General features: G+C 39.5%; 23 protein-coding genes. 20 read left to right on the top strand and 3 right to left on the bottom strand.

The features are described 5' to 3' along the window. Positions 1-7: 7 nt before the first annotated feature. Positions 8-2,137, bottom strand: a complete 2,130-nt coding sequence (locus CVS93_RS06640) for an RNase J family beta-CASP ribonuclease (protein WP_199907245.1) — start codon at positions 2,135-2,137, stop codon at positions 8-10. Next, positions 2,103-2,945, bottom strand: coding sequence for a 16S rRNA (adenine(1518)-N(6)/adenine(1519)-N(6))-dimethyltransferase RsmA (rsmA, locus tag CVS93_RS06635; RefSeq protein ID WP_107687106.1), 843 nt, complete (start codon positions 2,943-2,945; stop codon positions 2,103-2,105). The genes CVS93_RS06640 and rsmA overlap by 35 nt, the downstream gene beginning before the upstream one ends. A gap of 106 nt (positions 2,946-3,051) precedes the next feature. Here rsmA and CVS93_RS06630 point away from each other — a divergent pair, with 106 nt between their 5' ends. From CVS93_RS06630 to rlmN, 4 genes are read left to right on the top strand one after another with little or no spacing between them, the layout of a single operon-like run. Further along, positions 3,052-6,336 carry a DEAD/DEAH box helicase gene (locus CVS93_RS06630; protein ID WP_107687042.1) on the top strand — a complete coding sequence of 1,095 codons (3,285 nt, stop codon included), beginning with the start codon at positions 3,052-3,054 and terminating at the stop codon, positions 6,334-6,336. Then, on the top strand, positions 6,333-7,088 hold the full coding sequence (gene hisF, locus CVS93_RS06625) for an imidazole glycerol phosphate synthase subunit HisF (protein ID WP_107687041.1): 756 nt from the start codon (positions 6,333-6,335) through the stop codon (positions 7,086-7,088). Before CVS93_RS06630 ends, hisF begins: the two co-directional genes overlap by 4 nt. Continuing rightward, positions 7,088-7,768 (top strand): purine-nucleoside phosphorylase, encoded by a 681-nt coding sequence (locus CVS93_RS06620; RefSeq protein ID WP_103640268.1) that lies wholly within the window; start codon positions 7,088-7,090, stop codon positions 7,766-7,768. Before hisF ends, CVS93_RS06620 begins: the two co-directional genes overlap by 1 nt. Beyond that, a complete protein-coding gene (gene rlmN / locus CVS93_RS06615; protein ID WP_103625241.1) occupies positions 7,765-8,901 on the top strand; it encodes a 23S rRNA (adenine(2503)-C(2))-methyltransferase RlmN in 1,137 nt (378 codons plus the stop codon). Before CVS93_RS06620 ends, rlmN begins: the two co-directional genes overlap by 4 nt. A gap of 272 nt (positions 8,902-9,173) precedes the next feature. On the opposite strand, the gene CVS93_RS06610 is transcribed toward rlmN, so the two are convergent. Continuing rightward, on the bottom strand, positions 9,174-10,088 hold the full coding sequence (locus tag CVS93_RS06610; protein ID WP_107687040.1) for a pseudouridine synthase family protein: 915 nt from the start codon (positions 10,086-10,088) through the stop codon (positions 9,174-9,176). A gap of 186 nt (positions 10,089-10,274) precedes the next feature. Here CVS93_RS06610 and purB point away from each other — a divergent pair, with 186 nt between their 5' ends. The 16 genes from purB to CVS93_RS06530 all read left to right on the top strand — a co-directional run bounded on the left by purB (position 10,275) and on the right by CVS93_RS06530 (position 26,772). Next, positions 10,275-11,606, top strand: a complete 1,332-nt coding sequence (purB, locus tag CVS93_RS06605; protein ID WP_107687039.1) for an adenylosuccinate lyase — start codon at positions 10,275-10,277, stop codon at positions 11,604-11,606. Positions 11,607-11,823: 217 nt separating this feature from the next. Further along, entirely contained in the window at positions 11,824-14,199 is a 2,376-nt protein-coding gene (locus CVS93_RS06600) for a ribonucleoside-diphosphate reductase subunit alpha (RefSeq protein ID WP_107687038.1), read from the top strand. A 76-nt stretch (positions 14,200-14,275) separates the two neighbouring features. Beyond that, on the top strand, positions 14,276-15,115 hold the full coding sequence (locus CVS93_RS06595; protein WP_107687037.1) for a hypothetical protein: 840 nt from the start codon (positions 14,276-14,278) through the stop codon (positions 15,113-15,115). Between the two features lie 238 nt (positions 15,116-15,353). Then, complete coding sequence (locus CVS93_RS06590) at positions 15,354-17,456, top strand: ribonucleoside triphosphate reductase (protein WP_107687036.1); 2,103 nt, start codon at positions 15,354-15,356, stop codon at positions 17,454-17,456. Between the two features lie 10 nt (positions 17,457-17,466). Next, positions 17,467-17,637, top strand: coding sequence for an anaerobic ribonucleoside-triphosphate reductase (nrdD, locus tag CVS93_RS10015; RefSeq protein ID WP_021091903.1), 171 nt, complete (start codon positions 17,467-17,469; stop codon positions 17,635-17,637). Positions 17,638-17,721: 84 nt separating this feature from the next. Beyond that, complete coding sequence (locus CVS93_RS06580; protein ID WP_107687035.1) at positions 17,722-18,396, top strand: anaerobic ribonucleoside-triphosphate reductase activating protein; 675 nt, start codon at positions 17,722-17,724, stop codon at positions 18,394-18,396. Between the two features lie 74 nt (positions 18,397-18,470). Next, entirely contained in the window at positions 18,471-19,616 is a 1,146-nt protein-coding gene (locus tag CVS93_RS06575) for an iron-containing alcohol dehydrogenase (protein WP_107687034.1), read from the top strand. 29 nt (positions 19,617-19,645) lie between these two features. Further along, a complete protein-coding gene (locus tag CVS93_RS06570) occupies positions 19,646-20,287 on the top strand; it encodes an NAD(P)H-binding protein (protein WP_107687033.1) in 642 nt (213 codons plus the stop codon). Next, positions 20,284-21,054, top strand: coding sequence for an SDR family NAD(P)-dependent oxidoreductase (locus CVS93_RS06565; protein WP_107687032.1), 771 nt, complete (start codon positions 20,284-20,286; stop codon positions 21,052-21,054). The genes CVS93_RS06570 and CVS93_RS06565 overlap by 4 nt, the downstream gene beginning before the upstream one ends. 69 nt (positions 21,055-21,123) lie before the next feature. Next, positions 21,124-22,560 carry a subtype B tannase gene (locus CVS93_RS06560; RefSeq protein ID WP_107687031.1) on the top strand — a complete coding sequence of 479 codons (1,437 nt, stop codon included), beginning with the start codon at positions 21,124-21,126 and terminating at the stop codon, positions 22,558-22,560. A gap of 15 nt (positions 22,561-22,575) precedes the next feature. Continuing rightward, on the top strand, positions 22,576-23,256 hold the full coding sequence (locus CVS93_RS06555; RefSeq protein WP_107687030.1) for a putative quinol monooxygenase: 681 nt from the start codon (positions 22,576-22,578) through the stop codon (positions 23,254-23,256). 41 nt (positions 23,257-23,297) lie between these two features. After that, a complete protein-coding gene (locus CVS93_RS06550) occupies positions 23,298-24,833 on the top strand; it encodes a tannase/feruloyl esterase family alpha/beta hydrolase (RefSeq protein ID WP_234400103.1) in 1,536 nt (511 codons plus the stop codon). A gap of 29 nt (positions 24,834-24,862) precedes the next feature. Next, positions 24,863-25,423 (top strand): NAD(P)H-dependent oxidoreductase, encoded by a 561-nt coding sequence (locus CVS93_RS06545; protein WP_107687029.1) that lies wholly within the window; start codon positions 24,863-24,865, stop codon positions 25,421-25,423. Then, positions 25,420-25,644 carry a DUF2798 domain-containing protein gene (locus CVS93_RS06540; RefSeq protein ID WP_107687028.1) on the top strand — a complete coding sequence of 75 codons (225 nt, stop codon included), beginning with the start codon at positions 25,420-25,422 and terminating at the stop codon, positions 25,642-25,644. The genes CVS93_RS06545 and CVS93_RS06540 overlap by 4 nt, the downstream gene beginning before the upstream one ends. A 93-nt stretch (positions 25,645-25,737) precedes the next feature. After that, positions 25,738-26,382, top strand: coding sequence for a ferritin family protein (locus CVS93_RS06535; protein WP_107687027.1), 645 nt, complete (start codon positions 25,738-25,740; stop codon positions 26,380-26,382). A 99-nt stretch (positions 26,383-26,481) separates the two neighbouring features. Beyond that, complete coding sequence (locus tag CVS93_RS06530; protein ID WP_107687026.1) at positions 26,482-26,772, top strand: DUF5339 domain-containing protein; 291 nt, start codon at positions 26,482-26,484, stop codon at positions 26,770-26,772. The last annotated feature ends 28 nt before the right edge of the window (positions 26,773-26,800 follow it).

Below are 26,800 nucleotides of genomic sequence, written 5' to 3'. Positions count from 1 at the left end.
ATTTCCCTTACATTAGATAGATAATAGGCACGATAGTCGGGTATTTTTTGACTTTTCTAAAGATGTGTTTTCGGATGACCTGACGCACCTGCCCCTCGAGCATCCTGCTGTCTTTCAAAAGCTCCTCTTTAACGTTGCTTAGGTATTGCTCCAACACGCCCTCCATCTCTTTTCTAAACTCGCCATCTTGCTTATCTCCCACAAGGCCGTAGCTAATGACGCGAGGCTTATTGATGAGTTTTGCACCGTGGCGTGAAATTTGAGCGATTATCATGACGACCCCTGCTTCAGCTAAGTTTTGCCTATCGATGACGACATCATCTGAAATTTGTTTATTTATTTGATTGTCTATGAAAACTTTGCCGGTTTTTACGGTTTTTACACGCTTTAAGTACTTTTGGCAAAGCTCCATTTGATCGCCATCGCTCATCAGATAGATATTTCTCTCATCTACGCCGCAGCTTATAGCCGTCTCTTTGTGTTTTGCGATGTGATTGTACTCGCCGTGAACTGGTAAGAAAAATTTTGGTTTTATAAGACGTAGCATCAGCTTTTGCTCTTCTTGTGCTGCGTGACCGCTGACGTGGATCTCGCTAAAGTCCTGGTAAGCGACGCTCGCGCCTGATTTTATTAGGAAATTTAATACAGTTGAGATACTGCTTTCATTACCAGGGATCGCCTTTGAACTGATGATGATCTGATCTGTTGGTTTTATTTTTATATATTTGTGCTCATCGGTAGCCATTCGGTATAGCGCACTCATGGTCTCACCTTGGCTCCCTGTTGTTACGATTAACACCTCATCATCTTTGAATTTACCAACCTCGTTAGCGTCGATAAAAATTTTCTTATCAAGTTTGATATAGCCAAGCTCCATTGCAGTATATAAATTTCTCTCCATTGATCTGCCGATGACACAGACTTTGCGGTTATATTTTAGTCCCCACTCGATCGCTTGATAGACGCGGTGGATGTTTGAACTAAATGTGCTCATAATGACGCGACCTTTGGCCTTTGAGAATATCGCGTCAAAGGTCTTGCCAACACTACTTTCGCTTTTTGTAAAGCCCTCTCGGTAGCTATTTGTGCTATCGCTCATTAGACACAATACACCTCTTTCGCCGTAGTATGCAAGTCTGCCAAGATCAGTTGGGTAGCCGTCGATCGGCGTATGGTCGATCTTAAAGTCGCCCGTATGGATGATGGTGCCTGCCTTTGTCGTGATGGCTAGCGCGCTAGCATCGATGATAGAGTGGGTGATGTGTATCCACTCGACTTCAAAGTCGCCTATAAGATATGGTTTTCTCTTTTCGACTGAGCGAAAGAGTGAGCGCTCTTGCTTTAGTCCGTGCTCTTCAAATTTATTATTTATCATGCCAAGCGGAAGCGGTGTGGCGTAAATCGGAAATTTAAACTCTTTGTAAAAATATGGCACTGCGCCGATGTGATCCTCGTGCGCGTGAGTGATGATGACGCCTTTTATCTTATCTTTTATTTTTCTAACATAGTCAAAGTCAGGGATTAGTATATCCACGCCGTGCATACTCTCGCTTGGAAAGCTCATGCCGATATCAACGATGATCGCGCTAGTTTCGGTCTCAAATATCGTCATATTGCCGCCGATCTCACCAAGACCGCCAAGTGGCGTTATACGAATTTTATGTTCGCTTGAGTTTAGATACTTCATCGGCTCCAGACGAAGCTCGTGAACGGCCTTGTTTGCTACCATTGCACTTGCGATATCTTGCTGCCATTGTTCATTGCCGTTTAGTTTTGCAGGTAAATTTTTCTTTGGCTTTTTGGCCTTTTTTGGCTTTTCTTTTTGTTCTTGTGTTTTGGCTTTTATTTCTTGTGATTCTTGTTTTTGCTCTTTTGGCTTATTATTTTCGCCGTTTTTGTTTTGATTTTTGTTATTTCTTGGCTTTTTTGGGCGAGAAATTTGGCTCTTTGGCTTGGCATGCGCTTTATTCTCAGCCTGCTCTGCTGCAAAGAAGTTATCTATTACGCTTTTGCTTGCTAGTGAAGCTTGCTCGGTAGTTTCGCCTTCTTGTTTTGGTTTATTTTTTGGTCTAAATCTTCGTCTTTTGTTGTTTTTGCTTTGGTTAGTTACAACTTTCTCTTCGTTTTTGTCGTTCATTATCTTCCTTTAATCTTTTAAATACTTTTAGATAAGAATCGACATCTAGCTCGTGTGGACGTAAATTTTGGTTTAAAGCTAGGCTCTCAAAAATTTCTTCTAACGCTTTTTTCTCGAAATTTGTAGATAAATTTTTCAAAAGCGTCTTTCTTGGAGAAGCAAACGCAGCTTTTAAAAATACTTTAAAAGCCTCGTATTGTTTTGCATCTTTGAAAATCCCGTCTTTGCCAAAAATCTTTTTTGTTTTTTGTAGCTTGATGACTGAGGATGTGACCTTTGGGGGTGGATTAAAAAGCTTTGCATCCACGTCAAACAAAAGCTCACACCTGCCTTGAAGTGAAGCAAGGATCGATAAAGCGCTAAATTCTTTATCCTTGCTCTTTGCACTAAATTTAAGAGCAACCTCTTTTTGTATCATCACAATAAGGCCAAGGCATTTTTCGTCATCTATCGCATTTAGGATCATCTTCGTAGCAACGTAATAGGGCAAATTTGCGACCAAAAAGTAGTTTTCGCTACTTAGTCCGCCCTCTTGCTGCCACTGCTCTAAAGCATCTTTACAAAAAAGTTTTAATTGTCCATTTTGGATCTCATTTGCAAATTTGACCTTTAAAATTTGAAACAGCTCACAATCTATCTCAAAACAGGTCGTCTTGTAAATTTGCAAAAGTCTAAATGTCAAATCACCTAAGCCAGGCCCAATCTCAACGACGTTTGCTACGTCATTGGGTATCGCTTGGATGATCTTATCTAGTGTCGCTTTGTCTTGTAAAAAATTCTGTCCAAAGTGCTTTTTTGCCTTTATCATAGCCGCGATATTAGCCAAAAATTACTTATACAATGATTACAAGTTTAGTTTAATCATATATAAAATGGATTATAATCACTAAATAATAACGAAATAGGGCATAAATTTGAGCAAGGCAAATACCTTAAAATACTTTTTATTATCACAATATTTAGAGCCAAAAACTTTAGATGAGCCAAAAAAGACAAATAGCAAATTTAAAAAATCAATGGATCTTGAGATTACAAATTTTGATGAGAAATTTCTGCAAATTTTAAGAGCGTTTGATAGATCTCTTTTAAAGAATGGTGTAGAAATTTCAATTTATGGTGGCATTTTTGAAACTGACCTACTTGCCCTTTTTATCTCAAAGCTAGCAAACGTGAAATTTGAAAAAGAGCAAATTTTAGATGAGCTACGCTCTGAGCAAACGAGCTTTGATAAGGCATTTTGCTATAAATTTAAGCTTGCCGGTGATTTGGTATTTTGCAAAAATGAGCAAAGTTTTGCTTTAAAAGATGTAAATTTAGATGATGATTTAACTCTATTTTTTACACCAAACTCGTCTGATGATCTTTTCATCTCAACAGCTCCTTGGGCAATGGCTCGCCTAGATTATCTAAAAGAGATAAGCCAAAGTGATTTTAGCAAAGAGTGTGAGCGCATCAAGGATAAAATTTCTATCCACAAAGAGAAAATGAGGCTTAGCGACTATGTAAAAGCAGTCCATGAGGAGCTAAAAAGCTCGCTAAAGACGCCATTTTGCAAAGATGTGATCAGGCTTGAAGTAAAGATCATAAATCCAAATTTTAAAGAAAATGATAGCCTTTTAAATAGCTTTTTCATAGATGATATAAATTTGCTTATCAAATTTTACGAGTCAGGCAGGACGCACGAGCTAACGGATCAGTTTTTGGATGAGGGCAGTGAGAATAAATTTGAAAGACTTGATGTAAGAGATGAGCAAAATAAAAGGCTTGTTAGAGATTTTTTTAAAGCAGAAGAGTATCCAAGATCGGCCTTTGCTAGCGACTTTGCTTTAAATTTCTCACAGCAAATTGCTGTTAATAACATCATTAAAAAATTTAAAGAAAAAAGTGGTGGAATTTATAGCGTAAATGGCGCTCCAGGCACTGGTAAAACAACGCTTTTAAAAGACGTAATGGCTGAAGTTGTTACGCTTAGAGCGATGAAACTCGCGCAAATGAGCAGACATGATATCTTTACTCCAGTTCGAGATAGTAGCGATAAGGTGCTTTATTTTACTCTAAATAAAGAACTCCAGGGCTATGAGATGGTTGTTAGCTCTTGCAATAACGGTGCGGTTGAAATTTTAAGTAAAGAGCTTAGCCAACTAAAAAGCATCGGTAGTTACGCAGGCGAGATTGATTATTTTAAATTTATAGCTACAAGGCTTCTCTCGGCCGATGAAAAGACAAATTTTGGAGAAAAATCTTTTATCTCAAAACCTGCATGGGGGCTTTTTTGCATACCTCTTGGCTCAAAGCAAAATAAGTCAAATTTTGTTTTTAATGCGATTAATGGCGTAAAGATCGAAAAAACGCATAGTCAGTTTGAAGATATTTCAAAAGAATTTAAAGAATTTATAGAACAAGATGGCTTTTTAATGGGGCTTGGCAAATACTTGGCTACCGGCGAAGGAATTGATGATTACGACGAGGCAAAGGAGAAATTTAATCAAGCCCTACATGAAGTAAATCTACTTTTTAGCGAGATCAGGATCAAAGAAGAGGAGCTAAAAAGTATAAATAGTGAGCTTATAAATATCGATAAAAGACTTGATAACTATAATTCAGCAAAGCAAATAGACGAGCTTTTAAAACCACTAATAGATGAGCTAGATTTGAGCAAAAATGAGCTAGAGCAAAAGGCAGCTGAAGCTAACGAGCTAACAAAACTTATTGGTCAAAATGAAATTTTACAAGAGTACCTCAGTGCGCCTCCAAAGCCATCATTTTTTATTTTCCAGCAAATTTTAAGGACACAAGCTTTTGAAAAATATAACAATGAAGCGCAAAAAGTTAGTGAGATAAATCGCCAAATAGCTGAGCAAAATTTGAAAGCAAGCAAGCAAAATAGTGAAAACAAAGAGAAGAGTGAAGTAAAATTAAACGAACTAAAAGCTCAAATAACTCAGCTTGAAGAGAAAATTTTAGAACTTAACACCAAGATAGACCATCTAAACAAGCTTAATGATGACTTTATTAGACGTCAAAAATTAATTGGTAGAAGCGAAGAGCTTGATAGCTTTTTAAATGGTAGTTTTAATCAGAGTAATGAAGAAATACAAAAGAGTATGCCATTTATGATGGAACGTGATCTTGATGAGAAATCCCACAAGACGAAGCTTTTTAAGGCAAGAATCAAGCTTTTTAAAGAAGCGCTTAATCTGCATAAAGCTACTATTTTTGCTTGCAAAGAGGCTGTTAGGGCAAATTTGCGTGCTGTTAGCGTTATCTTTAATGATGAAAAGATGGCTGAAAAAAACGGTCTTAAGTCTAAAGACAGGCGTGAGATAATCAAAGGATTATTTTTACTAACGCCAGTTGTTAGCTCGACTTTTGCCTCGTTTAATAACACTTTTAAAGACCTTTTAAATGGCGATATAGGCTTGCTTTTGATAGATGAAGCAGGGCAGGCAAATTTAACTAACGCATTAGGTGCATTGCTTCGTTCGAACATGGCTGTTGTAGTTGGCGATCCACTTCAACTTGAGCCTGTTGTAACATTGCCACCAGCTTTAAATAATGCTATTTTACGCTACTGCGATGCAAAGGATGAGTTTAATCTACTAAAATCATCAGTTCAACTTCGAGCCGATAAAGTACAAAATATTGGTACATATATAAAAGGAGAGGGTAAGTCCATTTGGGTTGGTTCGCCACTTATCGTTCATAGAAGGTGCGCCAACCCTATGTTTAAAATTTCAAACGAAACAACATATGATGATATGATGATACTTGGCAGAAGTAGTGAAAGTAAACTTAGTGATCCTAATATCAAAACAGAGTGGATTGACGTTAGTAGTGATGAATGGATAGGTAACTATAATAAAGCCGAAGGTATGATCGTTAAAGAGCTTTTAGATGGTAAGCTAGCCAAGCTAAAAGATAGTGTTAAAATAATAACACCTTTTAAAGATGTTTGTAAAAATTTAAAAGGGGCTGGTACTATTCACACCATGCAAGGTAAAGAAGCTGATGTTGTTATCTTTGTTCTTGGCGGTGCCACAAAAGGTGCTAGAGCATGGGCTGCTAGTACGCCAAACCTACTAAATGTAGCACTAACAAGAGCAAAAGAGGTTGTTTATATAGTTGGTAACCGAGAAAATTGGTCTAATTTGCCATATTTTGAGGTAGCGGCTAGAAAAATAGATAAAGGACAGATTTGAATCATTTTGCAAAACGCATAATCCCATGCCTTGATGTAAAAGATGGCAGAGTCGTAAAAGGCGTAAATTTCGTAGGGCTTGTTGATGCTGGAGATCCTGTCGAGATAGCTAAAAGATACAATGACGAGGGCGCTGATGAGCTTTGCTTTTTGGATATCACTGCCTCTCATCTTGGGCGTGATACGATAGTTGATGTCGTAAAAAAGGTCGCAAGTAAGCTTTTTATCCCACTAACAGTTGGCGGAGGTATACGCACGATCGATGATATCTCTCGCCTTTTAAATGCCGGTTGCGATAAAGTAAGCTTAAATTCATCAGCTATACAAGATCCAAATTTGATCGATGAGGCAGCTAAGAAATTTGGCTCACAATGTGTCGTCGTTGCTATCGATACCAAAAAGATCGAAAATGGTTATAGTGTTTTTATAAATGGTGGCAGGATCGATACCAAAAAAGATGCCTTTGCTTGGGCAAAAGAGGTTGAGTCGCGTGGAGCAGGGGAGATATTGCTAACGTCTATGGATAACGATGGCGTCAAACAAGGTTTTAACCTTGAGCTAACAAAGGTATTTAGCATGCTTTCTATACCAACTATCGCAAGTGGTGGCGCTGGTAAGATGGAGCATTTTAAAGATGCTTTTGAAGCCGGGGCTGATGCGTGTTTAGCTGCTTCGATATTTCACTTTGGCGAAATCGAGATAAAAAAACTAAAAGAGTATCTCAAGGCAAATGGCGTTGAGGTTAGGCTCTAATGTTAGTTATCTCTGCTGGAAAAAACGAAATTTTTGACTTTGCTTTGCCAATGGGTGTGGGCCTAGTTGATATGGCGATAAATTTGACAAAATTTTTGCAGAAACGAGCATGTATTGGAGCGGATGAAAATGGTATAAATTTAAAAAATATCGATCCGCACTATTTTGCAAAGATCGAAGCTAAATTTGCAAACTCATCAAATCCAGAGCTAAAAGATATAAGTCAAAATTTGTCAAAAAATCCTGAACGAAATTTATATAAGATGCCAGAAAAAATAGTTTTCGTTGGCTCGGCAGGTCTTTATAAAGATGGTGAAATTTTACAAATTTATGAAAGCTCAGTTGGGGCAAATATTGAAATTTCTAGCGTAGAAAATAGATCTTATTCACCGATTGAGTGTGAAATTTCTTCTATCGTTTCACGTGGAACTATCAAAATAAATTCGTCAAATTTCATAACGACAGACAAAAATTTGGCTCATAAGATATTTGAAAAAGGCTATTTTTTAGAAAATATGGAGTTTTTTTCTGTTCTAAGAGTAGCTCAAATTTTTAAAATTCCAGCTTATGGAATTTTTGTAGCGACAAATTTTTGTGATAAAAATGCACATGCTGATTTTATAAAAAATCACGCAGAGGCCAAGAAAATTCTAACAAAATATATAAAGGAAAATATGTGATAAATTTGCTTGATCTTAGTATTGATGAGCTAAAAGAGTTAGTTTCTCCACCATTTAGAGCAACACAAATCTACGAGTGGATATATAAAAAAAATGCAACCGAATTTAGCCAAATGCTAAATTTACCTAAAGATATGCGTCAAGATCTGGCTGAAAAATTTTATATCGATCCTTTAAAATGTGTAAAATTTGAGCAAAGTAGTGATGGTTCGATCAAGTATCTTTTTGAGCTAAAAGATGGGCTAAAGATAGAGAGTGTCTTACTCCCGATGAAAGAGGAGATTAGTGATGAGAATGGAAAGGTCAGTCGCCATGCTCGTTATACGGTTTGTGTTAGTTCGCAGGTTGGCTGTAAAATGGGATGTGCTTTTTGTCTAACAGCAAAGGGTGGACTTGTTAGAAATTTGACTGCCGGTGAGATCGTAGGGCAAATTTTATGGATAAAAAGAGAAAATAAAATACCTTATGAAAGACGCATAAATGTCGTTTATATGGGTATGGGTGAGCCACTTGATAATCTTGCTAACGTTAGTAAAGCGATCAAAATTTTAGCACTTAACGAGGGTCTAGCCATATCGCCGCGTCGTCAAACCGTTTCAACTAGCGGACTTGGCAGCCAGATAAAAAAGCTTGGCGAGATGGATATTGGTGTGTTATTAGCCATATCGCTTCATGCTGTTACTAATGAGCTTAGAAGCCGTCTGATGCCGATAAATAAGGCGTATAATATCGAGGCTGTTATGGATGCTGTTAGGGGATTCCCTATCGATATGCGCAAACGCGTGATGTTTGAATACCTTGTTATCAAAGATCTAAATGACAGCGTTAGTGATGCAAAAAAGCTGGTAAAACTGCTGCATGGTATCAAGGCAAAGGTAAATTTGATCTATTTTAACCCGCATGAAGGCAGTGAATTTGGACGACCCGAGCTTACCAGCATGCTAAAATTTCAAGAATATCTAAGAGATCATGGCGTTACTTGCACGATTAGACAGAGTAAAGGACTTGATATAAGTGCAGCTTGTGGACAGTTAAAACAACGCAATGAAAATACAAAATTTAAAACCATTGCCAGTGATAAAAATTTAAAAAGACAGTCGCTTGAAGATAATAGTAAAGCCAGTGTGAGTTAAAATGAGTGCACTTGATATAGCCGAAATAGTCTTTGTTGCTGTGGTGGTTTTACTCGGATTAGGACTTATTTTAAAAGTTTTAAAAGATGAAAAAGATAGGTATAAATTCTGAGTCTTAACATCAAGATAAAATCTAGCTCTCATAAAGAAATAAAATGGAGTGTTAATTGCATAAACTATAAAATTATCATTGTGGTATCTAAAAGTGATAAACTTTGGCAAAACGTAGGTAAGGGTTTATGAGAAATAGAAATTTATTAAAAAATTTTAGACTAAAGTAAACCTTCTTTTGCAAATCTATAAAATTCGCTTTCAGCGTCAAATTTGCTTTTTATGTTATAAAAAATTTCATCAAATTTAAAAGAAATTTCATCTGAGTGGAGTAAGAGCCTTTTTGCTCCAGTTAAATTTATCCGTTCACGCTCGCTCATCTCTTTATCTAAAATTTTCTCGATCTGCGGACATAGTAAACCATAAAGTGGTTCACCAAGTATCTTGTGTTTCACATGAAACAAATGTAAGCGAATTTGATGCTGTCTACCAGTGAGTGGGATAGCCCGAACCAAAGTCGTATCGATATCGTCAAAATACTTTATAGGCAAAATTTTAGTCACCGCACTCTTGCCATTTTCACAAATTTGCATCCGCATTTTTACATCGTCATAGTTGTTTGCTAGATCCATTTTTGCATTGATCGTAAATTCTCGTTCGATTTTGCCTTGTACCATAGCGACGTAGCTTTTAAAAACCTCTCTGTTTTCAAAAAATTTCTTTAGTTTTATCGTGGAATTTCTATCTTTTCCCACGACTATTACGCCGCTTGTTTCAAAGTCCAGCCTATGTGCCACGCTCGCTTCTCGCCCAAAAAGCGTGTAAATTTCATCATTTAGTGAGTATTCGCAATGCCTACCATTTGGGTGGCTTAATACGCCGCTTGGCTTGTCAAATACAGCAAAGCTTTCACACTCAAAGATCGGCTTAAGTCCCTTTGGCTCCGCCTTATAGTCGATCAAAAAGACCTCTCCACACAATATGGCATTTTTCTCGCTCACGACATTGCCACCACATATCAGTCTACCCTTGTCAATGAAGCGCTGTGCTTCTCTCATACTAAAGCCATTTTGCAGCAAAATTTCATAAGCTTTTTGATGATCTGTAATAGCGATAAATTTATTTACATAGGGCAAAAATAATCCTTTAAAAAATGAGCGAGCTATCTTAAGCTCAAATTTATAAGTGTATAACCGATATTTCAGCCCGGATTTTATATAATCAAAACTTAAATTTTATAAAAATTATACGATGTAGTTTTTAGCTTTCAAGGTTAAAATTTACTTTTATGATAAGAAAAACTAATACAAAAAGGTTCAACAATGGTCGAAAGATACTCGCGTAAAGAGATGGCTGATAAGTGGAGCATGCAAGCAAAGTATGACGCTTGGCTCAAGGTAGAAAAAGCTGCCGTTAAAGCTTGGAATAAGCTTGGCTTCATAAGCGACGGCGACTGCGAGAAAATTTGCAAAAACGCTAATTTTGAAGTAGCTCGTATCGATGAGATAGAAAAGACGACAAAGCACGATGTCATCGCGTTTTTAACAAGCGTTAGTGAGAGCCTTGGCGAGGAGAGTAGGTTTGTGCATTATGGCATGACCTCAAGCGACTGCATCGACACAGCTGTCGCACTTCAGATGAAAGAGAGCCTAGAGCTCATCATCAGCGACGTAGAGGAATTTATGCAGGCGGTCAAAAACAGAGCGATCGAGCACAAGCACACGCTCATGGTCGGCAGAAGCCACGGCATCCACGGCGAGCCGATAACTTTTGGCCTTGTGCTTGCCATCTGGTACGATGAGATTGCAAGGGCGCTAAAGCTCATCAAAGACGCAAAAGATACGATCAGCTACGGCAAACTCTCAGGCGCTATGGGAAATTTAGCCCACGCTCCGATGGAATTTGAAGAGCTAACATGTGAGGAGCTCGGTCTCAAAGCTGCCCCAGCGTCAAACCAAGTGATCCAGCGTGACCGCTACGCACATGTGGTGAGCGCCATCGCAGTTCTAGCCTCTACGTGCGAGAAGATCGCAGTTGCCATTAGGCACTACCAAAGGACCGAGGTTTATGAGGCAGAGGAGTATTTTAGCCCAGGACAAAAGGGCTCAAGCGCGATGCCACACAAGCGCAATCCAGTCCTTAGCGAAAACATCACTGGTCTTTGCAGGGTGCTACGCTCATACGTTACGCCTGCACTTGAAAACGTCGCCCTTTGGCACGAGCGCGACATTAGCCACAGCTCGGTTGAGAGATTTATCCTGCCAGATATGTTTATCACGGCTGATTTTATGCTGGTTCGCATCAAAAATTTGATAGCAAATTTAGTCGTATATCCAGAAAATATGATGAAAAATTTAAATTTAACAGGCGGTCTAGTCTTTTCACAGCGCGTACTTTTACAACTGCCGCAGCGCGGAATCTCTAGAGAGGACGCATATAAGATCGTTCAACGCAACGCTATGAAGGTCTGGGCAGACTTGCAAGAGGGCAAAAAAGCGATCGACGAGCAAGGTCACAGCCTGTTTTTGCAAAATTTACTAAACGACGAGGACCTAACTAAGAGCCTTAGCAAAGATGAGATCAAAGAGTGCTTTGACTACAACTACTACACCAAAAATGTAGATAGAATTTTCGCCAGAGTCTTTGGCAAGTAATTTAAATGCAAGAAGCAAATTTATGCTTCTTGCTTCAAAATATCACTTCAAAAATTTTTACAATCATTTTAAAATAAGATCAAATTTTTTAATTTTTAAAAATAAAATATTATTTTTTGAGTCAAATTTTATATTTAAAAGCACTTTTTTAACAAAGAGAGTTTTTATCTCCTTTTGGATAAAATCCCAAATTAAAATTTAACATGGAGAGATATTTTTGAAAGTTATAAAACGTAATGGCAGAACCGAAGAGCTTGATATAAGTAAGATCAAAAAATATACAAATGAAGCCGTTTTTGGCCTTAGCAATGTAAGCCTTAGTGAACTTGAAGTAGACGCGAAAATCCAGTTTAGAGATATGATAACGACTGAGGAAATTCAGCAGACTCTTATAAAAACAGCAGTTGACAAGATCGACATCGACCGCCCAAATTGGACATTTGTCGCTGCGAGGCTATTTTTGTTCGACCTTTATCATAAAGTGACCGGCTTTAATGGCTACAACCACCTAAAAGATTATCTTGTAAAGGGCGAAAAAGTAGGTCGCATCATCCCTGGGCTAAAAGAGAAGTACGATCTTGAGGACCTAAACGCTTATATCAAGCCCGAGCGTGACCTTCAGTTTGCATACCTTGGTATCAAGACGCTTTATGACCGCTATCTCATCAAAGATAAGAATGGCATGCCAATAGAGCTACCACAGCATATGTTTATGGCAATCGCGATGTTTCTAGCGCAAAACGAGCTAGACAGTCAAGGCTGGGCTAAGAAATTTTACGACCTTATCTCTAAATTTGAAGTGATGCTAGCCACGCCAACGCTCTCAAACGCAAGGACTACGCGCCACCAGCTAAGTAGCTGTTATGTAGGTAGCACGCCTGATAATATCGAAGGAATTTTTGATAGCTACAAAGAGATGGCTCTTCTTTCAAAATTTGGCGGTGGTATCGGCTGGGACTGGAGCAAGGTGCGTGCGATGGGCGGCAGTATCGATGGACACAAGAACGCAGCTGGCGGTATCATACCATTTTTAAAAGTGACAAACGACATCGCAGTAGCGGTCGATCAGCTAGGCACTAGAAAGGGCGCGATAGCCGTTTATATCGAGCCTTGGCATATGGACGTGAGCGATTTTCTCGATCTTCGTAAAAATTCAGGCGAAGAGAGACGCCGTGCACACGAGCTTTTTCCTGCACTTTGGATAAACGACCTATTTATGAAGCGTGTTAAAGAAAATGGCCGCTGGAGTCTTTTTGACCCAGCTCAAGTAAGTGATCTTTGCGACCTTTACGGCGAGGAGTTTGAGAAGAGATACTTGGAATATGAAAACGACGAAAATATCCAGAAAAATACCATCCTTGCAAAAGAGCTTTGGAAGAAAATTTTAACTAGCTATTTTGAAACTGGCATGCCATTTTTGTGCTTTAAAGACAATGCCAACAAAACAAATCCAAACGACCACGAGGGCATCATCAGAAGCTCAAATTTATGCACCGAAATTTTTCAAAACACAGCGCCAAACTACTATAAGATCAAGATCACTTATGAAGATGGCGGCGAGGAGCTATTTGACGAAGAAGAAGACGTCACGGTCGATAGCGGCATAACTAAAAAGGCCAAAAAGCTTAGCGCGCTTGATAGCCTAAAAGGTAAGCAAATTTTTATCGTAGAAAAAGAGAGCATCGAGGGTAAAACGGCAGTTTGCAACCTTGCGAGTATAAATTTAAGCAAGATAAACAGCAAAGAGGATATCGAGCGTGTCGTGCCGATAGCTATTAGGATGCTTGATAACGTTATAGATCTAAATTTCTACCCACACAAAAAGGTAAAACACACAAACCTAGCCTCTCGCTCGATCGGCCTTGGCGTCATGGGTGAGGCGCAAATGCTAGCTGAGAAAAACGTAAAATGGGGCAGTTACGAGCATTTGGCGCTCATTGACAGCATAATGGAAAATATAAGCTATAACGCCATCTACGCTAGCTCAAATTTAGCCGTAGAAAAGGGCATATATCCAAATTTTGAAGGCTCAAAATGGAGCAAAGGCATCATGCCGATAGACACCGCAAACGAGAACGCAAAAGCCCTTTTAAACGACAAAGGCGGACTATTTGACGAAAATGTCTGCGACTGGGACAAGCTAAGAGAGAAGGTCAAGCGCGACGGCATGAGAAACGGCTACCTAATGGCGATCGCCCCAACTAGCTCGATCTCGATCCTTGTTGGCACTACTCAGACCATCGAGCCAGTCTATAAACGTAAGTGGTTTGAGCACAACCTAAGCGGTATGATCCCAAATGTCGTGCCAAATTTAAGCCCTGACACTTGGCAGTTTTACACACCAGCATACGAGCTTGATCAGAGAATTTTGATAAAAGCAGGCGCTATCCGTCAAAAATGGATCGATCAAGGTCAAAGTCTAAATATCTTCATGAGCTTAGACAAAGCAAGCGGCGGATATCTAAGCGAAATTTACACGCTTGCATGGGAGCTTGGACTAAAATCAACTTATTATCTACGCTCTGAGTCACCAGACAGCGAAAAGCTAAACGACGTAGCCGACCGCTCAATCGAATGCGAAGGTTGTCAGTAAAATTTAATTAGATACCTATGAATATTTTTACCTTAGGTATCTTTCCATATCCATATTAAAAACAAAGGTACTTATTTTGTCTAGTTTAACAGATATTGAAAAAAGATATTTAGAAACGCTTTTTGAAATGGATACTGGCTATGTCTTAGATTTTAGTAATCAAACTTTCTATGAATTTATAAAAAATATCACCGGCATTGACATACATGATATAAAATATCAAATCTACGGAGGCTCTAAAGCCAAAAAGTTAAGAGTCTTTTGGCAAACTGAAAGTGACTCAGTAAATGGAAGAGTATTAAAAGGTTTATTAGAACGCTATAAATTTAATGTTGATAGCGGAAAGATTAAATTTAACGAAAAAATCTATAATGAATGCGTAAAAATTACAAACAGGCTTCTTGGCATTAAAAATACTATAGATTCAAGGGACGAATTATTAAAGATAAAATTTGACGATATCAATATTAAAGATTTATCTTTAGACCTTGGTTTGGAAAAGGTCTTGGAGCATAGAATGCTGGAGATAGATAAATGTTTGGACATTGGTGCATATATGTCGGCAATTATACTATGCGGAAGCGTCTTAGAATGTCTTTTATTGAGCTATATGCTAAAAAATCCAAAACAATTTAATACATATAGCCAATCGCCAAAAGACAAAACTGACAAAGTAAAACCTTTTCAAGATTGGAAACTATCAGAAATGATAGATGTATCTGGCGGTATTGAGTTACTATCTCAAGATACTAAAAAATTTTCACATGAACTAAGAAATTTTAGAAACTATATACATCCCATGGAGCAGTTAGCTAATAATTTTAAACCCGACGATCAAACAGCTAAAGTTGCTTTTCAAGTTTTAAAAATGGCTATTTTAGATTTAAAAAAACAAAGAGATACAAAACTACAATAGTAGTAGTTTTGTTTTATTATATTATAAAAAATAATTAATATTTTTAATTAATATAAAAAATAATAATATACATTATATATGCTAAATAACGTAAATTTATCCTTTAAGAAAAGTCTTTAAAATTTTATATTTTTTGATAAATATTATTAAACAAAATAAAATAGTTATCTATTATTTAAGCTTTCTTGTCCTATACTTTTAAACTTTATATTGAAAAATTTAGAAGAAAGAGCGAGTAATGCGTGAGATTTTGAAGAGAGATGGCACAAGACAAGAATTTGTAGCATATAAGATAGTAGATGCGATAAAAAAAGCATTTGCTAGCGAAAATTTAGCTTATGATGAGAAAGTTTTTACAAATGTTGTCCAAGATATCTTTCAAAAATCAAGTGCGATAACAGTCGAAGACATCCAAGATGCGATCGAAAAAGAGCTATTTAATAGTGGATATTTCGACGTTTTAAAGAGCTTTATGCTCTACCGCCACACGCATAAGCTTCAACGTGAGCAAATTTTAGGCCTAAATGACGATACGACTTATATAAATTCAACTCAAACGATAAATGAGTATATAAACGGCACCGACTGGAGAATTTCTGCAAATTCAAACACCAGCTACTCGAACGCAGGACTCATCAACAACACCGCTGGTAAAGTCATCGCAAACTACTGGCTAGACGCCGTTTATAACAAAGAAGAGGGCCTAGCGCACAGAAATGGCGACTACCACATCCACGACCTTGACTGCCTTACAGGATACTGTGCTGGCTGGAGCTTGCGAGCCTTACTAAATGAAGGCTTTAACGGCGTTCGCGGTAGGGTCGAGAGCAGGGCGCCAAAGCACTTTAGAGAAGCGCTCTATCAAATGGCAAATTTCTTAGGAATTTTGCAAAGCGAGTGGGCTGGTGCTCAGGCGTTTTCTAGCTTTGACACCTACCTTGCGCCTTATGTTTTTAAAGACGATCTGAGTGACGCCGAGATCAAAAAGGCGATCACGAGTTTTATTTTTAACTTAAACGTTCCTGCACGCTGGGGACAAAGTCCATTTACAAACGTAACAATAGACATCACCTGCCCAAGCGACCTAAGAGATCAGATCCCAACGAGTGATGATATACACCTTTTTACAAACGTAAAAGACGAGAAAATTTTGAAAAAAGCAAACGAGCGTGGCAGGAAAAATTTGATCGATATGACCTACAAGGACTTCGAGCCTGAGATGGCACGCATAGATAAGGCATTTTATGAGGTTTTGACAGCTGGCGATAAGTGCTCGCAGCCTTTTACATTTCCGATACCAACGGTAAATATTACAGAGGATTTTGATTGGGATAGCGAAGTGGCGGATGTACTCTTTGAAAATACCGCCAAAATGGGCTCAAGCTACTTTCAAAATTTTATCGGCTCACAATACACTTATGACGAAAATGGCAACAAGATAGAAAACGAAAAAGCCTACAAACCAGGACATGTTCGCTCTATGTGCTGCCGCTTGCAGCTTGATCTAAGAGAGCTTTTAAAACGAGGTGGTGGTCTTTTTGGTAGTGCTGAGATGACAGGCTCGATTGGCGTCGTTACTATAAATTTAGCTCGCCTAGGATACAACTTCAAAGGCGATAAAGTCGCACTTTATAACAGGCTTAGCTATCTTTTAGAACTTGCTAAATCAACACTTGAAAAGAAGCGCAAATTTATCCAAGAGATGTATGACAGAGGGCTTTATCCTTATACGGCTAGATATCTAAAGCACTTTAACAACCACTTTAGCACGATCGGTATAAATGGCATGAACGAGCTTCTTAGAAATTTCACAAATGATAAGGAGAATATCTCAACAAAATTTGGACGTGATTTTGCTATTGAGATGGTCGAGTTTTTGCGCGACAAGATAAGGACATTTCAAGAAGAGACTGGAAATTTATACAACCTTGAGGCGACTCCAGCTGAAGGCACAACATACCGCTTTGCTAAAGAGGATAAAAAGCGCTATCCGGACATCATCCAAGCAGGTGCTGGGGAGAATATTTACTATACAAACTCAACTCAGCTTCCAGCAAATTTTACAGATGATGCTTACGAGGCGCTTGATTTGCAAGATGATCTTCAGACTTCATACACTGGTGGCACAGTATTTCACCTTTATATGAAAGAAAGGATCAGCTCACCTAAAGCTTGCAAGGAGCTTGTAAAGAGCATAATCTCAAATTATAAGCTTCCATATATCACGATAACGCCAGTATTTAGCGTTTGTTCAAAGCATGGATACATTGCTGGAGAGCATGAATTTTGTCCGCTTTGTGATGCAGAATTAATAGAAAAAGAGAAAAACAATTCCAAATAAGGAGAGGAAAATGACAGAAAAAGAAATTTTAGAAAAAGTACAAGACAAACGTACAAAATGCGTAGTCTATACTCGTGTTATGGGTTATCATCGCCCAGTTGAGAGCTTTAACCTTGGTAAAAAAGGTGAGCATAAAGAGCGTATTAAATTTGATGAATACGCAAGTTGCTGCAAAAGATAATCACCGCAGCCAATAAAAATATAAAAAACTCAAATAAAAAGGCACAATCTTCTGTGCCTTTTAAATCTCAAAAGGTCCATAAATTTGCATAAAGTCTTTAGTATAACGCCATTTACTACGCTTGATTATCCAGACAAAGTGGCTGCAGTAGTTTGGTTTGCAGGCTGTAATATGCGATGCGTGTATTGCTACAATATAGAAGTTGTAAATTCAAATGGCAATATAGAAATGGCTGAGGTTTGTAATTTCTTGGACCGCCGTATAGGTAAGCTAAACGGCATCGTCTTTAGCGGTGGCGAATGCACGGCAAATCCTTTGTTTTTAAAACTTGCAAGAGAGGTCAAGTCAAGAAATTTTTGCCTAAAGGTCGATACAAATGGCTCTCATATTGAGATTTTAAAAGAGGCGATAGGCGAAGGGCTGATTGACTATATCGCACTTGATTTTAAAGCGCCAAAAGAGAAATTTACGGGCATAACTGGCTCAAATTTATATGAAAAATTTATTAGCACGCTAAAATATCTGCTTGAGATAAATTTTGATTTTGAAGTAAGAACAACCGTGCATGCAGACTTTCTAAACGAAATAGATATTTCTTTGATGTCTGAAATTCTTTATGACCTTGGATATAGAGGCAATTATTATTTGCAAAAATTCCTTAGCACAGGTGAAAATTTTGGGAATTTGGTTGATGCTAAAAATAGCTTTGATCCGAAAAAAATCATCTCGAAACTTCCTATCAAACTAAGAAACTTTTAAATTTCTACTCATTATTTTTAACAAAAATTTTTGCTTTGCAAAACTATAATCATTAAAACTAATAAGGAGAAACTATGCAAAATTTTAGCTTTTTAAACCCTACAAAAATAGAATTTGGCAAAGATAAAGAGCAAAATATCGGCAGATATATGAAAGAATTTGGCGTTAAAAAGACGCTTATCATCTATGGCAGCGATAGGATCATAAAAAATGGCCTTTTTGATGTCGTAGCAAAGAGCCTAAGTGCAAATGGCATCGAGTTTTGCAAGATCGGTGGCGTGAAGTCAAATCCAGTGCTAAGCAAGGTAAATGAGGCTATAAATTTAGCTAAAAAGCAAGGCGTCGATAGCGTGCTAGCAATAGGCGGTGGCTCGGTGCTTGATAGCGCCAAGGCTGTGGCTGCTGGAGTTAAATATAATGGTGACGTTTGGGACTTTTTTACCGGTAAAGATCCAAGCGAAGCGCTTATGATCTTTGACATCATAACGCTTGCAGCAACTGGCTCAGAGATGAACGGCGGCTCGGTCGTCACAAACGAAGCCACGAAACAGAAATTTGCTATGCACGGAGCTTGTCTTTACCCAAAAGTATCGGTGGTAAATCCACTACTTCAAGCAAGTGTAAGCAAGGAGTATTTGGTCTATTCGGCTTCCGACATTATCGCTCATAGCATCGAGGGCTACTTTACAGCGAGCATTCAGCCTGAGATCATAAATTTATACATCGAAGCAAACATAAAAACCGTCATGAAAACAACAGAAATTTTGCTAAAAGAGCCAAGTAATTACGACGCTAGAGGCGAGTTTGCCTGGGCTGCTACGATGGCTCTAAATGGCTTAACTTACGTTGGCACAGCTGGCTACTCTTATCCAAATCACATGATCGAGCACGCCATAGGAGCGGTGGTTGATTGCGCTCATGGAGCTGGGCTAAGTGTGGTCATGCCAGCTTGGATGAAGTGGTATAAGAGTAGAAATTTAGAGGCATTTAAGCGCTTTGGCAAAGAAATTTTTGGCGTGGATGACGCAGACGAGGCTATTGAAAAGCTTAAAGAGTGGTTTAGCAAGATTGGCACGCCAACAAGTCTCATCGAAATTGGAGTCGATGAGTCAAACTTGGACGAAATCATGGCGCTAGTTTATGACTACGCCAAGGGCAGGGGACTAGAGCAAATTTATACAAAAGAGGCAATAAGTGAAATTTTTGCCTTAGCGAGATAGAATTTATCTAAATTTTACAAAGGAAAGATATGAAAAAGATCGCCCTTATAGCTGGAGCTAGCGGTGCTTTGGGAAGTGAGATTTTAAAAAATTTATGCGTGAGCGAGCATTATAGTAAGGTTATCGCCCTTGCTAGGCACGAGCTAAAATTTACCCATGAAAAGCTTGAAGTAAAGATAGTAAATTTTGATGATTTTAAAGATGAGGTGCCATTTATCGCTGATGATGTATTTTGCGCGCTTGGCACGACGATGAAGGTGGCAAAGCACAAGGAGCAGTTTTACAAAGTCGATGTGACCTATCCGCTAAATTTTGCCAAATTTGGCTTGGAGTGCGGCGCAAAACGCTTTGTTTTACTCTCAGCTGCAGGTGCTAGCAGAAAGTCAGGCTCATTTTACCTAAAGGCAAAAGGCCAAGCAGAAGCAAAGATAAAAGAGCTTGGATATAGCTCATTTCACGTCGTTAGGCTGCCACTTATCGAGGCTGAGAGAAAGGACTTTAGACTTGGCGAGTATCTAGCTATAAAGGCGTTTAAATTTATCCCAAAAGGCTTTTTTGACGAGTATCGTCCGATGAGGGCGGCTGACATCGCTAAAGTGATCGTGCAAGTAGCGCAAGATGACCACAGCGATGGTGTGAAAATTTATAGTCCGATGGAGTACGCGAAGTGAAAAGATACATCGCCATCACTGGAGCAAGTTCAGGCATAGGAGCGGCTGCGGCAAAGGCATTTGCAAGGCGTGGGGAGAATTTGATCCTTATCGCAAGGCGTGGCGAGCTTTTAGAGGAGCTAAAAAGCGAGATAGCTAAATTTGCAGATGTCGATGTGGTGATAGAGCTTTGCGACCTTTCAAAGCAAGAAAACGTCCTCTCTCTTTGGCGTAATTTAGAAAAATTTGAGCTAAAAGCGCTTATAAACAATGCTGGCTTTGGCGACTACAACAAGGTCGGCGAGCAAAATTTAGAAAAAATCACACAGATGATAAATTTAAACATCATCTCCCTTGTCACGCTCTCAACGCTCTTTACGAAAAAGTATAAAGACAAAAATACGCAGCTTATAAATATCTCTTCGATAGGCGGCTACAATATAGTGTCAAACGCCGTCACGTACTGCGCTAGCAAATTTTTCGTAAGTGCCTTTAGTGAGGGACTTTACCACGAACTAGCACAAGATAAGCAGGCAAAGATGCAAGCAAAAGTGCTGGCCCCAGCTGCCACAAAGACAGAATTTGGCATGGTGGCAACTAGCAAAGAGAACTACGACTACGACAAAGCGTTTAAAAAGTATCATACGAGCGAGCAGATGGCGGAGTTTTTGCTTCGCCTTTATGATAGCCATTACTGCGTTGGCTCGGTCGATAGAGATAGCTTTGAGTTTAGCCTAAGTAAGCCAAAATTTGACTATGCGGTCAAATACGAGCCAAAAGATAACTAGGCGCTAAAGCCCTGGTAGCCTACGCCAAGGATGTGGAGCAAAAAGTAGGACAAAATAAAAAGGCAGATCATGAAAGGTGTTAGAGTTGCTATTTTAGGGGTTTGTTTGGTGGGCGCTTGCTTTGGAAATGAACTTAAATTTGATGAAAGCAAATTTGAGCTAAAAAGCGTGCAAGTTGGCGAGAGGACGCTTAAATTTAGAGCATATGAAGGCATAGTCTATGTGGCAAAGCCAGTTAGCGACTATCAGGTCTTAAATTTTTATGTGCCAGAGGGTAAATTTAGCGACCAAAAGAGCGCTATCTTTATGCCAAACGCTATCGGCGGCTATATGAGCGCAATGCCACCAAAGCCAGAAATTCAAAACAAAAAGCCAAATGCCACACTTGAGGCACTTCTTAGAGGATACGTCGTGGCAAGCGTTGGCGCTAGGGGCAGGACGCTAAAAGATGGCGAGAAATTTATCGGCAAAGCGCCAGCTGCGATAGTCGATCTAAAAGCGGCTGTTAGATATCTTAAATTTAACGACAAAATTATGGCAGGCGACGCAAATAAAATCATCTCAAATGGTACGAGCGCAGGCGGCGCGATGTCGGCACTTCTAGGCACGAGCGTTTGCGCAAAAGAGTATGAGCCATATCTTAAAGAGCTAGGCGCTGCAAAGGCGGACGATCAAATTTATGCCGTCTCAGCCTACTGCCCTGTGACAAATTTAGAGCATGAGGACGAGGCTTACGAGTGGATGTTTGGGGATTTGGATAAATTTGAAAGGATTGATTTTACAAGTCTTGATGTGAGCACTTTTAACAACAGGAGCAAAAAGCCAAAGACTATCACAGGCGAGCTAAACGCCACGCAAAAAGAGCTCTCACGTGAGCTAAAGAGCAAATTTCCAGCCTATCTAAACTCGCTAAATTTAAAAGACGCCAAAGGCCACGCGCTAAGCCTTGATGAAAAGGGCGAGGGCAGCTTCAAAGAGTATATAAATGCCCTCATCTCAAAGGCGTTTACTGCTACAAAAAGCAGCGATAAAAGCACGCTCACGCCTAAATTTATCACCCTTGACACGCAGGGCTGCTCGCTTGGATATACATTTAAGCTTGAAGACTTCATTGCCTCGCTAAAACGCGCCAAAGAGGTGGTTGCCTTTGACGGCCTTGGGCTAGAAAATCCTGAAAACGACCTTTTTGGCGATAGCAAAACGCCCGCAAAGCACTTTACTAAATTTGCAAAAGAGCGAAGTGGCGGCGAGATGGCAGAGGCTGGCGTCATAAAGATGATGAATGCGATGAACTACGTCAAAAATAAAAATTCGGCGAAATTTTACCGCATAAGACAGGGCACAAACGACACCGACTTAGCCCTTGCCGTACCTGCTATGCTCGCGCTTTCGCTTAAAAATGCTGGCAAAGAGGTTGATTTTGAAGCGGTCTGGGGACAAGGACATGGCGGCGACTACGATTTAGACGAGCTTTTTGCTTGGATTAAAAGAGTAGTTGAGAAATAAATTTAAGGAAATTTGATGATTAAAAAGCTATTTTTATTAGCGGTTTTGGTAGCTTTTGCCTTTGGAGCGGAGGCGAAAGTGAGCTTACAGGAGCTGCTTGTGACGCCAAATAATAAGAGCTTGCTGAGACAGCTTGGCAGGAAAAAAATACTAAGCTCAAAGAGCGAGCCAGGCACGCAGGCGATCTTTTTTGCGAGTGCAAAGAGCAAGCCAGAGCTATTTTATGTGCTTGAGTTTTACAAGGACGAGGCGGCTTATAAAAAGCATGTAGCTTCAGCGCACTATAAGAAATTTGCAAGTGCGAGCGCTGAAATTTTGGCTAGCAAAAAGGCTATAAGCTTGAAAAAACGGGCTACTTTTTCTAAAAATTTAACCCCAGAGCGCCTAAAAGATAGCTACTTTCACATCACAAATTTAAGCCTTTTGGCAAATAGTGATGCGAAATTTGAAAAGATTATCAAAAAATATATGCAAAAAAGCGTAGATGAGGGAGCTTACGCGCAGTTTGCCTTTAGTCAAAAAGAGGCACCTAACAAGTGGGTGCTGGTTGAAATTTACAAAGACGAGGCTACCTTTGAGAGCTATCGCCACAGCGAAAACTACAAAGTTTACGCCAAAGAGCGAGTTGGGCTCATAGATGAATTTGACGGCTTTGGTCTAAAAAATGAGATCTCGTTTAGTAAGGTAAAATTTTAGGGGATATTATGAATAAAATTTCACTTTTTACGCACTAGCACTTGTGCAGCACGGCTTTTATCATTGATAAGACAGGATGCGAGAGCTTAAAAGATGTGAAAATTTTAAACAACGAGATGATAGATACGGTGTGGAATGAGAGTAGCGAAGTATCAGCCGATAAGATGTCCACGCTAACTGGTGGTAGTAAAAATAATATCAAAGCAAAGCCTCACTGCGTGGTGCATGGCAAGCTCTATAAACGCACTGGAAGTGACGGCAAAGAGTATGCGATTGATTATGAGCTAAGGCTGCCAGAGCAGTGGAATGAGAAATTTTTATTTCAAGGCGGGGGCGGTATGGACGGCTTTGTAGCGCCTGCTCTTGGCGCGGTGCCGATACGAACAAGCACAGCCACGCCAGCGCTTCTTAGAGGCTACGCGGTCGTTACTACAAACTCAGGACACCCAAAACCAACGGCTGAGTTTGGACTAGATCAGCAAGCAAGGCTAGACTACGCCTATCAGGCGATCGGCAAGGTCGCAGACGCATCTAAGCAAATTTTAGCCGCCGCATACGCTAAAAAGCCAAAACATAGTTACTTCATGGGCTGCTCAAATGGCGGCAGGGCAGCGCTCATAGCAGCCCAGCGTTATCCGCTAGAATTTGATGGCGTCATCGCTGCAAACCCTGGCTTTAGGCTATCTCGCGCGGCGATCGCTCAGCAGTGGGACAATCAAGCCCTTATGAAGATAGCTCCGAAAAATGAAAAAGGCGAGAAAATTTTTGCAAATGCACTAACTAAGGACGATCTTGACAAGCTAAGCCAAGCCGTGCTAGAAAAATGTGACGCCTTGGACGGACTAAAAGATGGGATCATAAATGCGTGGGAAGCGTGCAAATTTGACCCAAAAAGTCTAAATTTAGATAAGCAAAAGATAGAGGCGATAGAGAAAATCTTTAACGGAGCTAAAAACAGCAAGGGCGAGCAAATTTATAGCGGTTGGTTTTACGACTCAGGCGTGAGCGCTGAGGGCTGGAGGCGGTGGAAACTAGGCGACTCACAAAGCGCCAAGCCAAACGCTAGAAACATCACGCTTTCAAGTGGCTCGGTGAATTACTACTTTTTAACGCCCGCGCAGCCAAATTTTGACACGATAAATTTTGACTTTGACAAAGATACGCCAAAGACTTTCGAGACCGCAGCGATAAATGACGCCATCTCAACAAGCCTTAGCACATTTAGCGCAAATGGCGGCAAGATAATCATCGTAACTGGCGTCTCAGACCCAGTTTTTTCGGCAAAAGATCAAAGGGATTGGTTTAAAAAGCTAGAGGCTGATAATGAAAATAGCCAAAATTTCGCGGCATTTTTTGCGCTACCTGGGATGAACCACTGCGGTGGCGGAAACGGCATAGATGACGTCGATCCTCTTAGTGCGCTTGAAGCGTGGCACGAAAAGGGCGAAGCGCCAAAGAGCATGCTAGCAAAAAGTAGGACCTACGCTGGCAAGGAATTTTTAGTGTGTGCCTATACAAAGGTAGCTACATACGTGGGTGGCGATACCAGCAAGGCAAGTAGCTTTGTTTGCAAGTAAATTTAAGAAAGTAAATTTAAGGAGAGAAAATGAGTGAAATTTTAGTCGTATCAGGTCACACCGACCTTGAAAATTCCTTTGCAAATAAGATTATATTGAGCGAGCTAAAAAAGTACGTGCCAGAGGCTAAATTTGACATACTAAGCGAGCTTTATAAAAACTACGTGATCGATGTAAAAGCCGAGCAAGAAAAGCTAGTAAAGGCTGATGTGATCGTGCTTGTTTATCCATTTTTCTGGTACGGCGTGCCGTCACTTTTGCAAAAGTGGCTTGAAGACGTTCTAGTTCATGGCTTCTCTCATGGCAGTAGCGGAGATAAGCTACGGGGCAAAAAGCTAGTGCTTTCATTTACTTCTGGAGCGCCTGAAGAGCTTTATAAAAAAGAAGCACTTCAACACTACGAGATAGAGGAATTTTTGCCGTCACTTAAGGCATTAGCAAATATGTGTGGCATGGAGTTTGCAGGATATGTTTATAGCGGAGGTTTATCGTATCAGAGCAGGTACAATGAGGCAAAACTTGCTTTGATGAGGCAAAAGGCGCTTGATCACGCAAAAAGGTTAGGGGAGCTGATAGGCAAAATTTCATGATACCAGCAAAATTTTATAAATATATTTTTGCGTTTATAATGTCAGCATTTATGGCTTTTTTCATGTCATTTGTGCTGACATATTTAAATCTTGGCTTTGTTGATGGCTTTGTAAAAATTTGGCTAACTGCTTACGTAAAAGCCTTTGTAGTAGCGTATCCAGTGCTTTTGCTAGTCTCTCCATTTGTAGCAAAACTCACACAAATTTTATGTAAAAAATAAAATAATAATATACGTTATCAATAAAAATTATTATTTACTTATTTTAATTATTTGGTTATAATCCACTCAAAATTTATCAAAATAGGAGTCAAAATGAGACAGTACGAAACATACAAATGCGAAAAATGCGGCAACGAGATCGAGGTGCAAAAGGTTGGCGGCGGTATACTAACCTGTTGCGGCGAAGAGATGAAGTGCGTGACTGAAAATTTAACAGCGGTAAATTTAATGAAGGCATTTGCTGGCGAGTCACAAGCTAGAAACAAGTACGAGCTTTACGGCGATCTAGCCAAAGAAGCAGGCTATCACGCGATAGCTAGACACTTTTACGAAGCAGCTGAAAACGAGAAATGGCACGCAAGGGCTGAGTTTAAGAAGTATCACGAGATGATGAACGATCCGATAGATAAGATGGATAAAAATTTACTTGACGCTGCAGCTGGTGAAAACTACGAGCATACGACGATGTATCCAGACTTTGCAAAGATCGCAAAAGAAGAAGAGCTAAGAGATGTTGAAAGGCTATTTAACGCGATCGGCAAGGTAGAGGTTGAGCATGAGAGGGAGTATCTAGAGCTTAAAAAGATGCTTGATGAAGAGGGCTTTTTTGAGAGCGATGAAGAAGATATCTGGGTTTGTGAGGTATGTGGACACGTTCATAGAGGCAAAAAAGCTCCAGGCGCTTGCCCACTTTGCAAAGCTCCAAAAGAGTATTTTAAACGCGAATTTCTAGGCTAAAAGCCAAAATAGTCAAGGTGTTTGCCTTGACTATTAATTTAAGTTATAAAATATTATAAAAATGATACAATCCTTTCAAATTTTCACAAGGAGAAAGAGATGAAAAAATCACTTTTAGTTTTAGCTACTCTTGGCTTTGCACTAAGCCTAAACGCTGCAGATCTTACAGATACTTGCAAATCATACTTCTCAGACATTGATAAGTTGGTTGAAGCTTACAAACAAGCTGGACAAGAGCAACAAGTAAAAATTTATGAAGATCAAAAGAAACAATCAATGGAACAATTTGCTGCACTTCCAAAAGAGCAACAAGACGCTACTTGCAAACAAGCTAAAGAGATGTTTGCTCAAGTAATGGAACAAATGAAAAAACAAGGTCTTTTAAAATAAATTTTTTATGGCTAGTTTTTCTAGCCAT

The organism is Campylobacter concisus (assembly GCF_003048535.1).
Taxonomy (GTDB): Bacteria; Campylobacterota; Campylobacteria; order Campylobacterales; family Campylobacteraceae; genus Campylobacter_A; species Campylobacter_A concisus_S.
Note: the sequence above shows the minus strand (reverse complement) of the source record. Positions and strands in the feature narration are given on the sequence as shown.

Coding starts and splice junctions, on each gene's coding strand:
- CVS93_RS06535 (WP_107687027.1), top strand. CDS start 25,738: ATGAGACAGTACGAAACATACAAATGCGAAAAATGCGGCAACGAGATC.
- CVS93_RS06620 (WP_103640268.1), top strand. CDS start 7,088: ATGTTAGTTATCTCTGCTGGAAAAAACGAAATTTTTGACTTTGCTTTG.
- CVS93_RS06560 (WP_107687031.1), top strand. CDS start 21,124: ATGAAAGGTGTTAGAGTTGCTATTTTAGGGGTTTGTTTGGTGGGCGCT.
- nrdD (WP_021091903.1), top strand. CDS start 17,467: ATGACAGAAAAAGAAATTTTAGAAAAAGTACAAGACAAACGTACAAAA.
- purB (WP_107687039.1), top strand. CDS start 10,275: ATGGTCGAAAGATACTCGCGTAAAGAGATGGCTGATAAGTGGAGCATG.
- CVS93_RS06540 (WP_107687028.1), top strand. CDS start 25,420: ATGATACCAGCAAAATTTTATAAATATATTTTTGCGTTTATAATGTCA.
- CVS93_RS06575 (WP_107687034.1), top strand. CDS start 18,471: ATGCAAAATTTTAGCTTTTTAAACCCTACAAAAATAGAATTTGGCAAA.
- rsmA (WP_107687106.1), bottom strand. CDS start 2,945: ATGATAAAGGCAAAAAAGCACTTTGGACAGAATTTTTTACAAGACAAA.
- CVS93_RS06545 (WP_107687029.1), top strand. CDS start 24,863: ATGAGTGAAATTTTAGTCGTATCAGGTCACACCGACCTTGAAAATTCC.
- CVS93_RS06530 (WP_107687026.1), top strand. CDS start 26,482: ATGAAAAAATCACTTTTAGTTTTAGCTACTCTTGGCTTTGCACTAAGC.
- CVS93_RS06555 (WP_107687030.1), top strand. CDS start 22,576: ATGATTAAAAAGCTATTTTTATTAGCGGTTTTGGTAGCTTTTGCCTTT.
- CVS93_RS06640 (WP_199907245.1), bottom strand. CDS start 2,137: ATGAACGACAAAAACGAAGAGAAAGTTGTAACTAACCAAAGCAAAAAC.
- CVS93_RS06570 (WP_107687033.1), top strand. CDS start 19,646: ATGAAAAAGATCGCCCTTATAGCTGGAGCTAGCGGTGCTTTGGGAAGT.
- CVS93_RS06590 (WP_107687036.1), top strand. CDS start 15,354: ATGCGTGAGATTTTGAAGAGAGATGGCACAAGACAAGAATTTGTAGCA.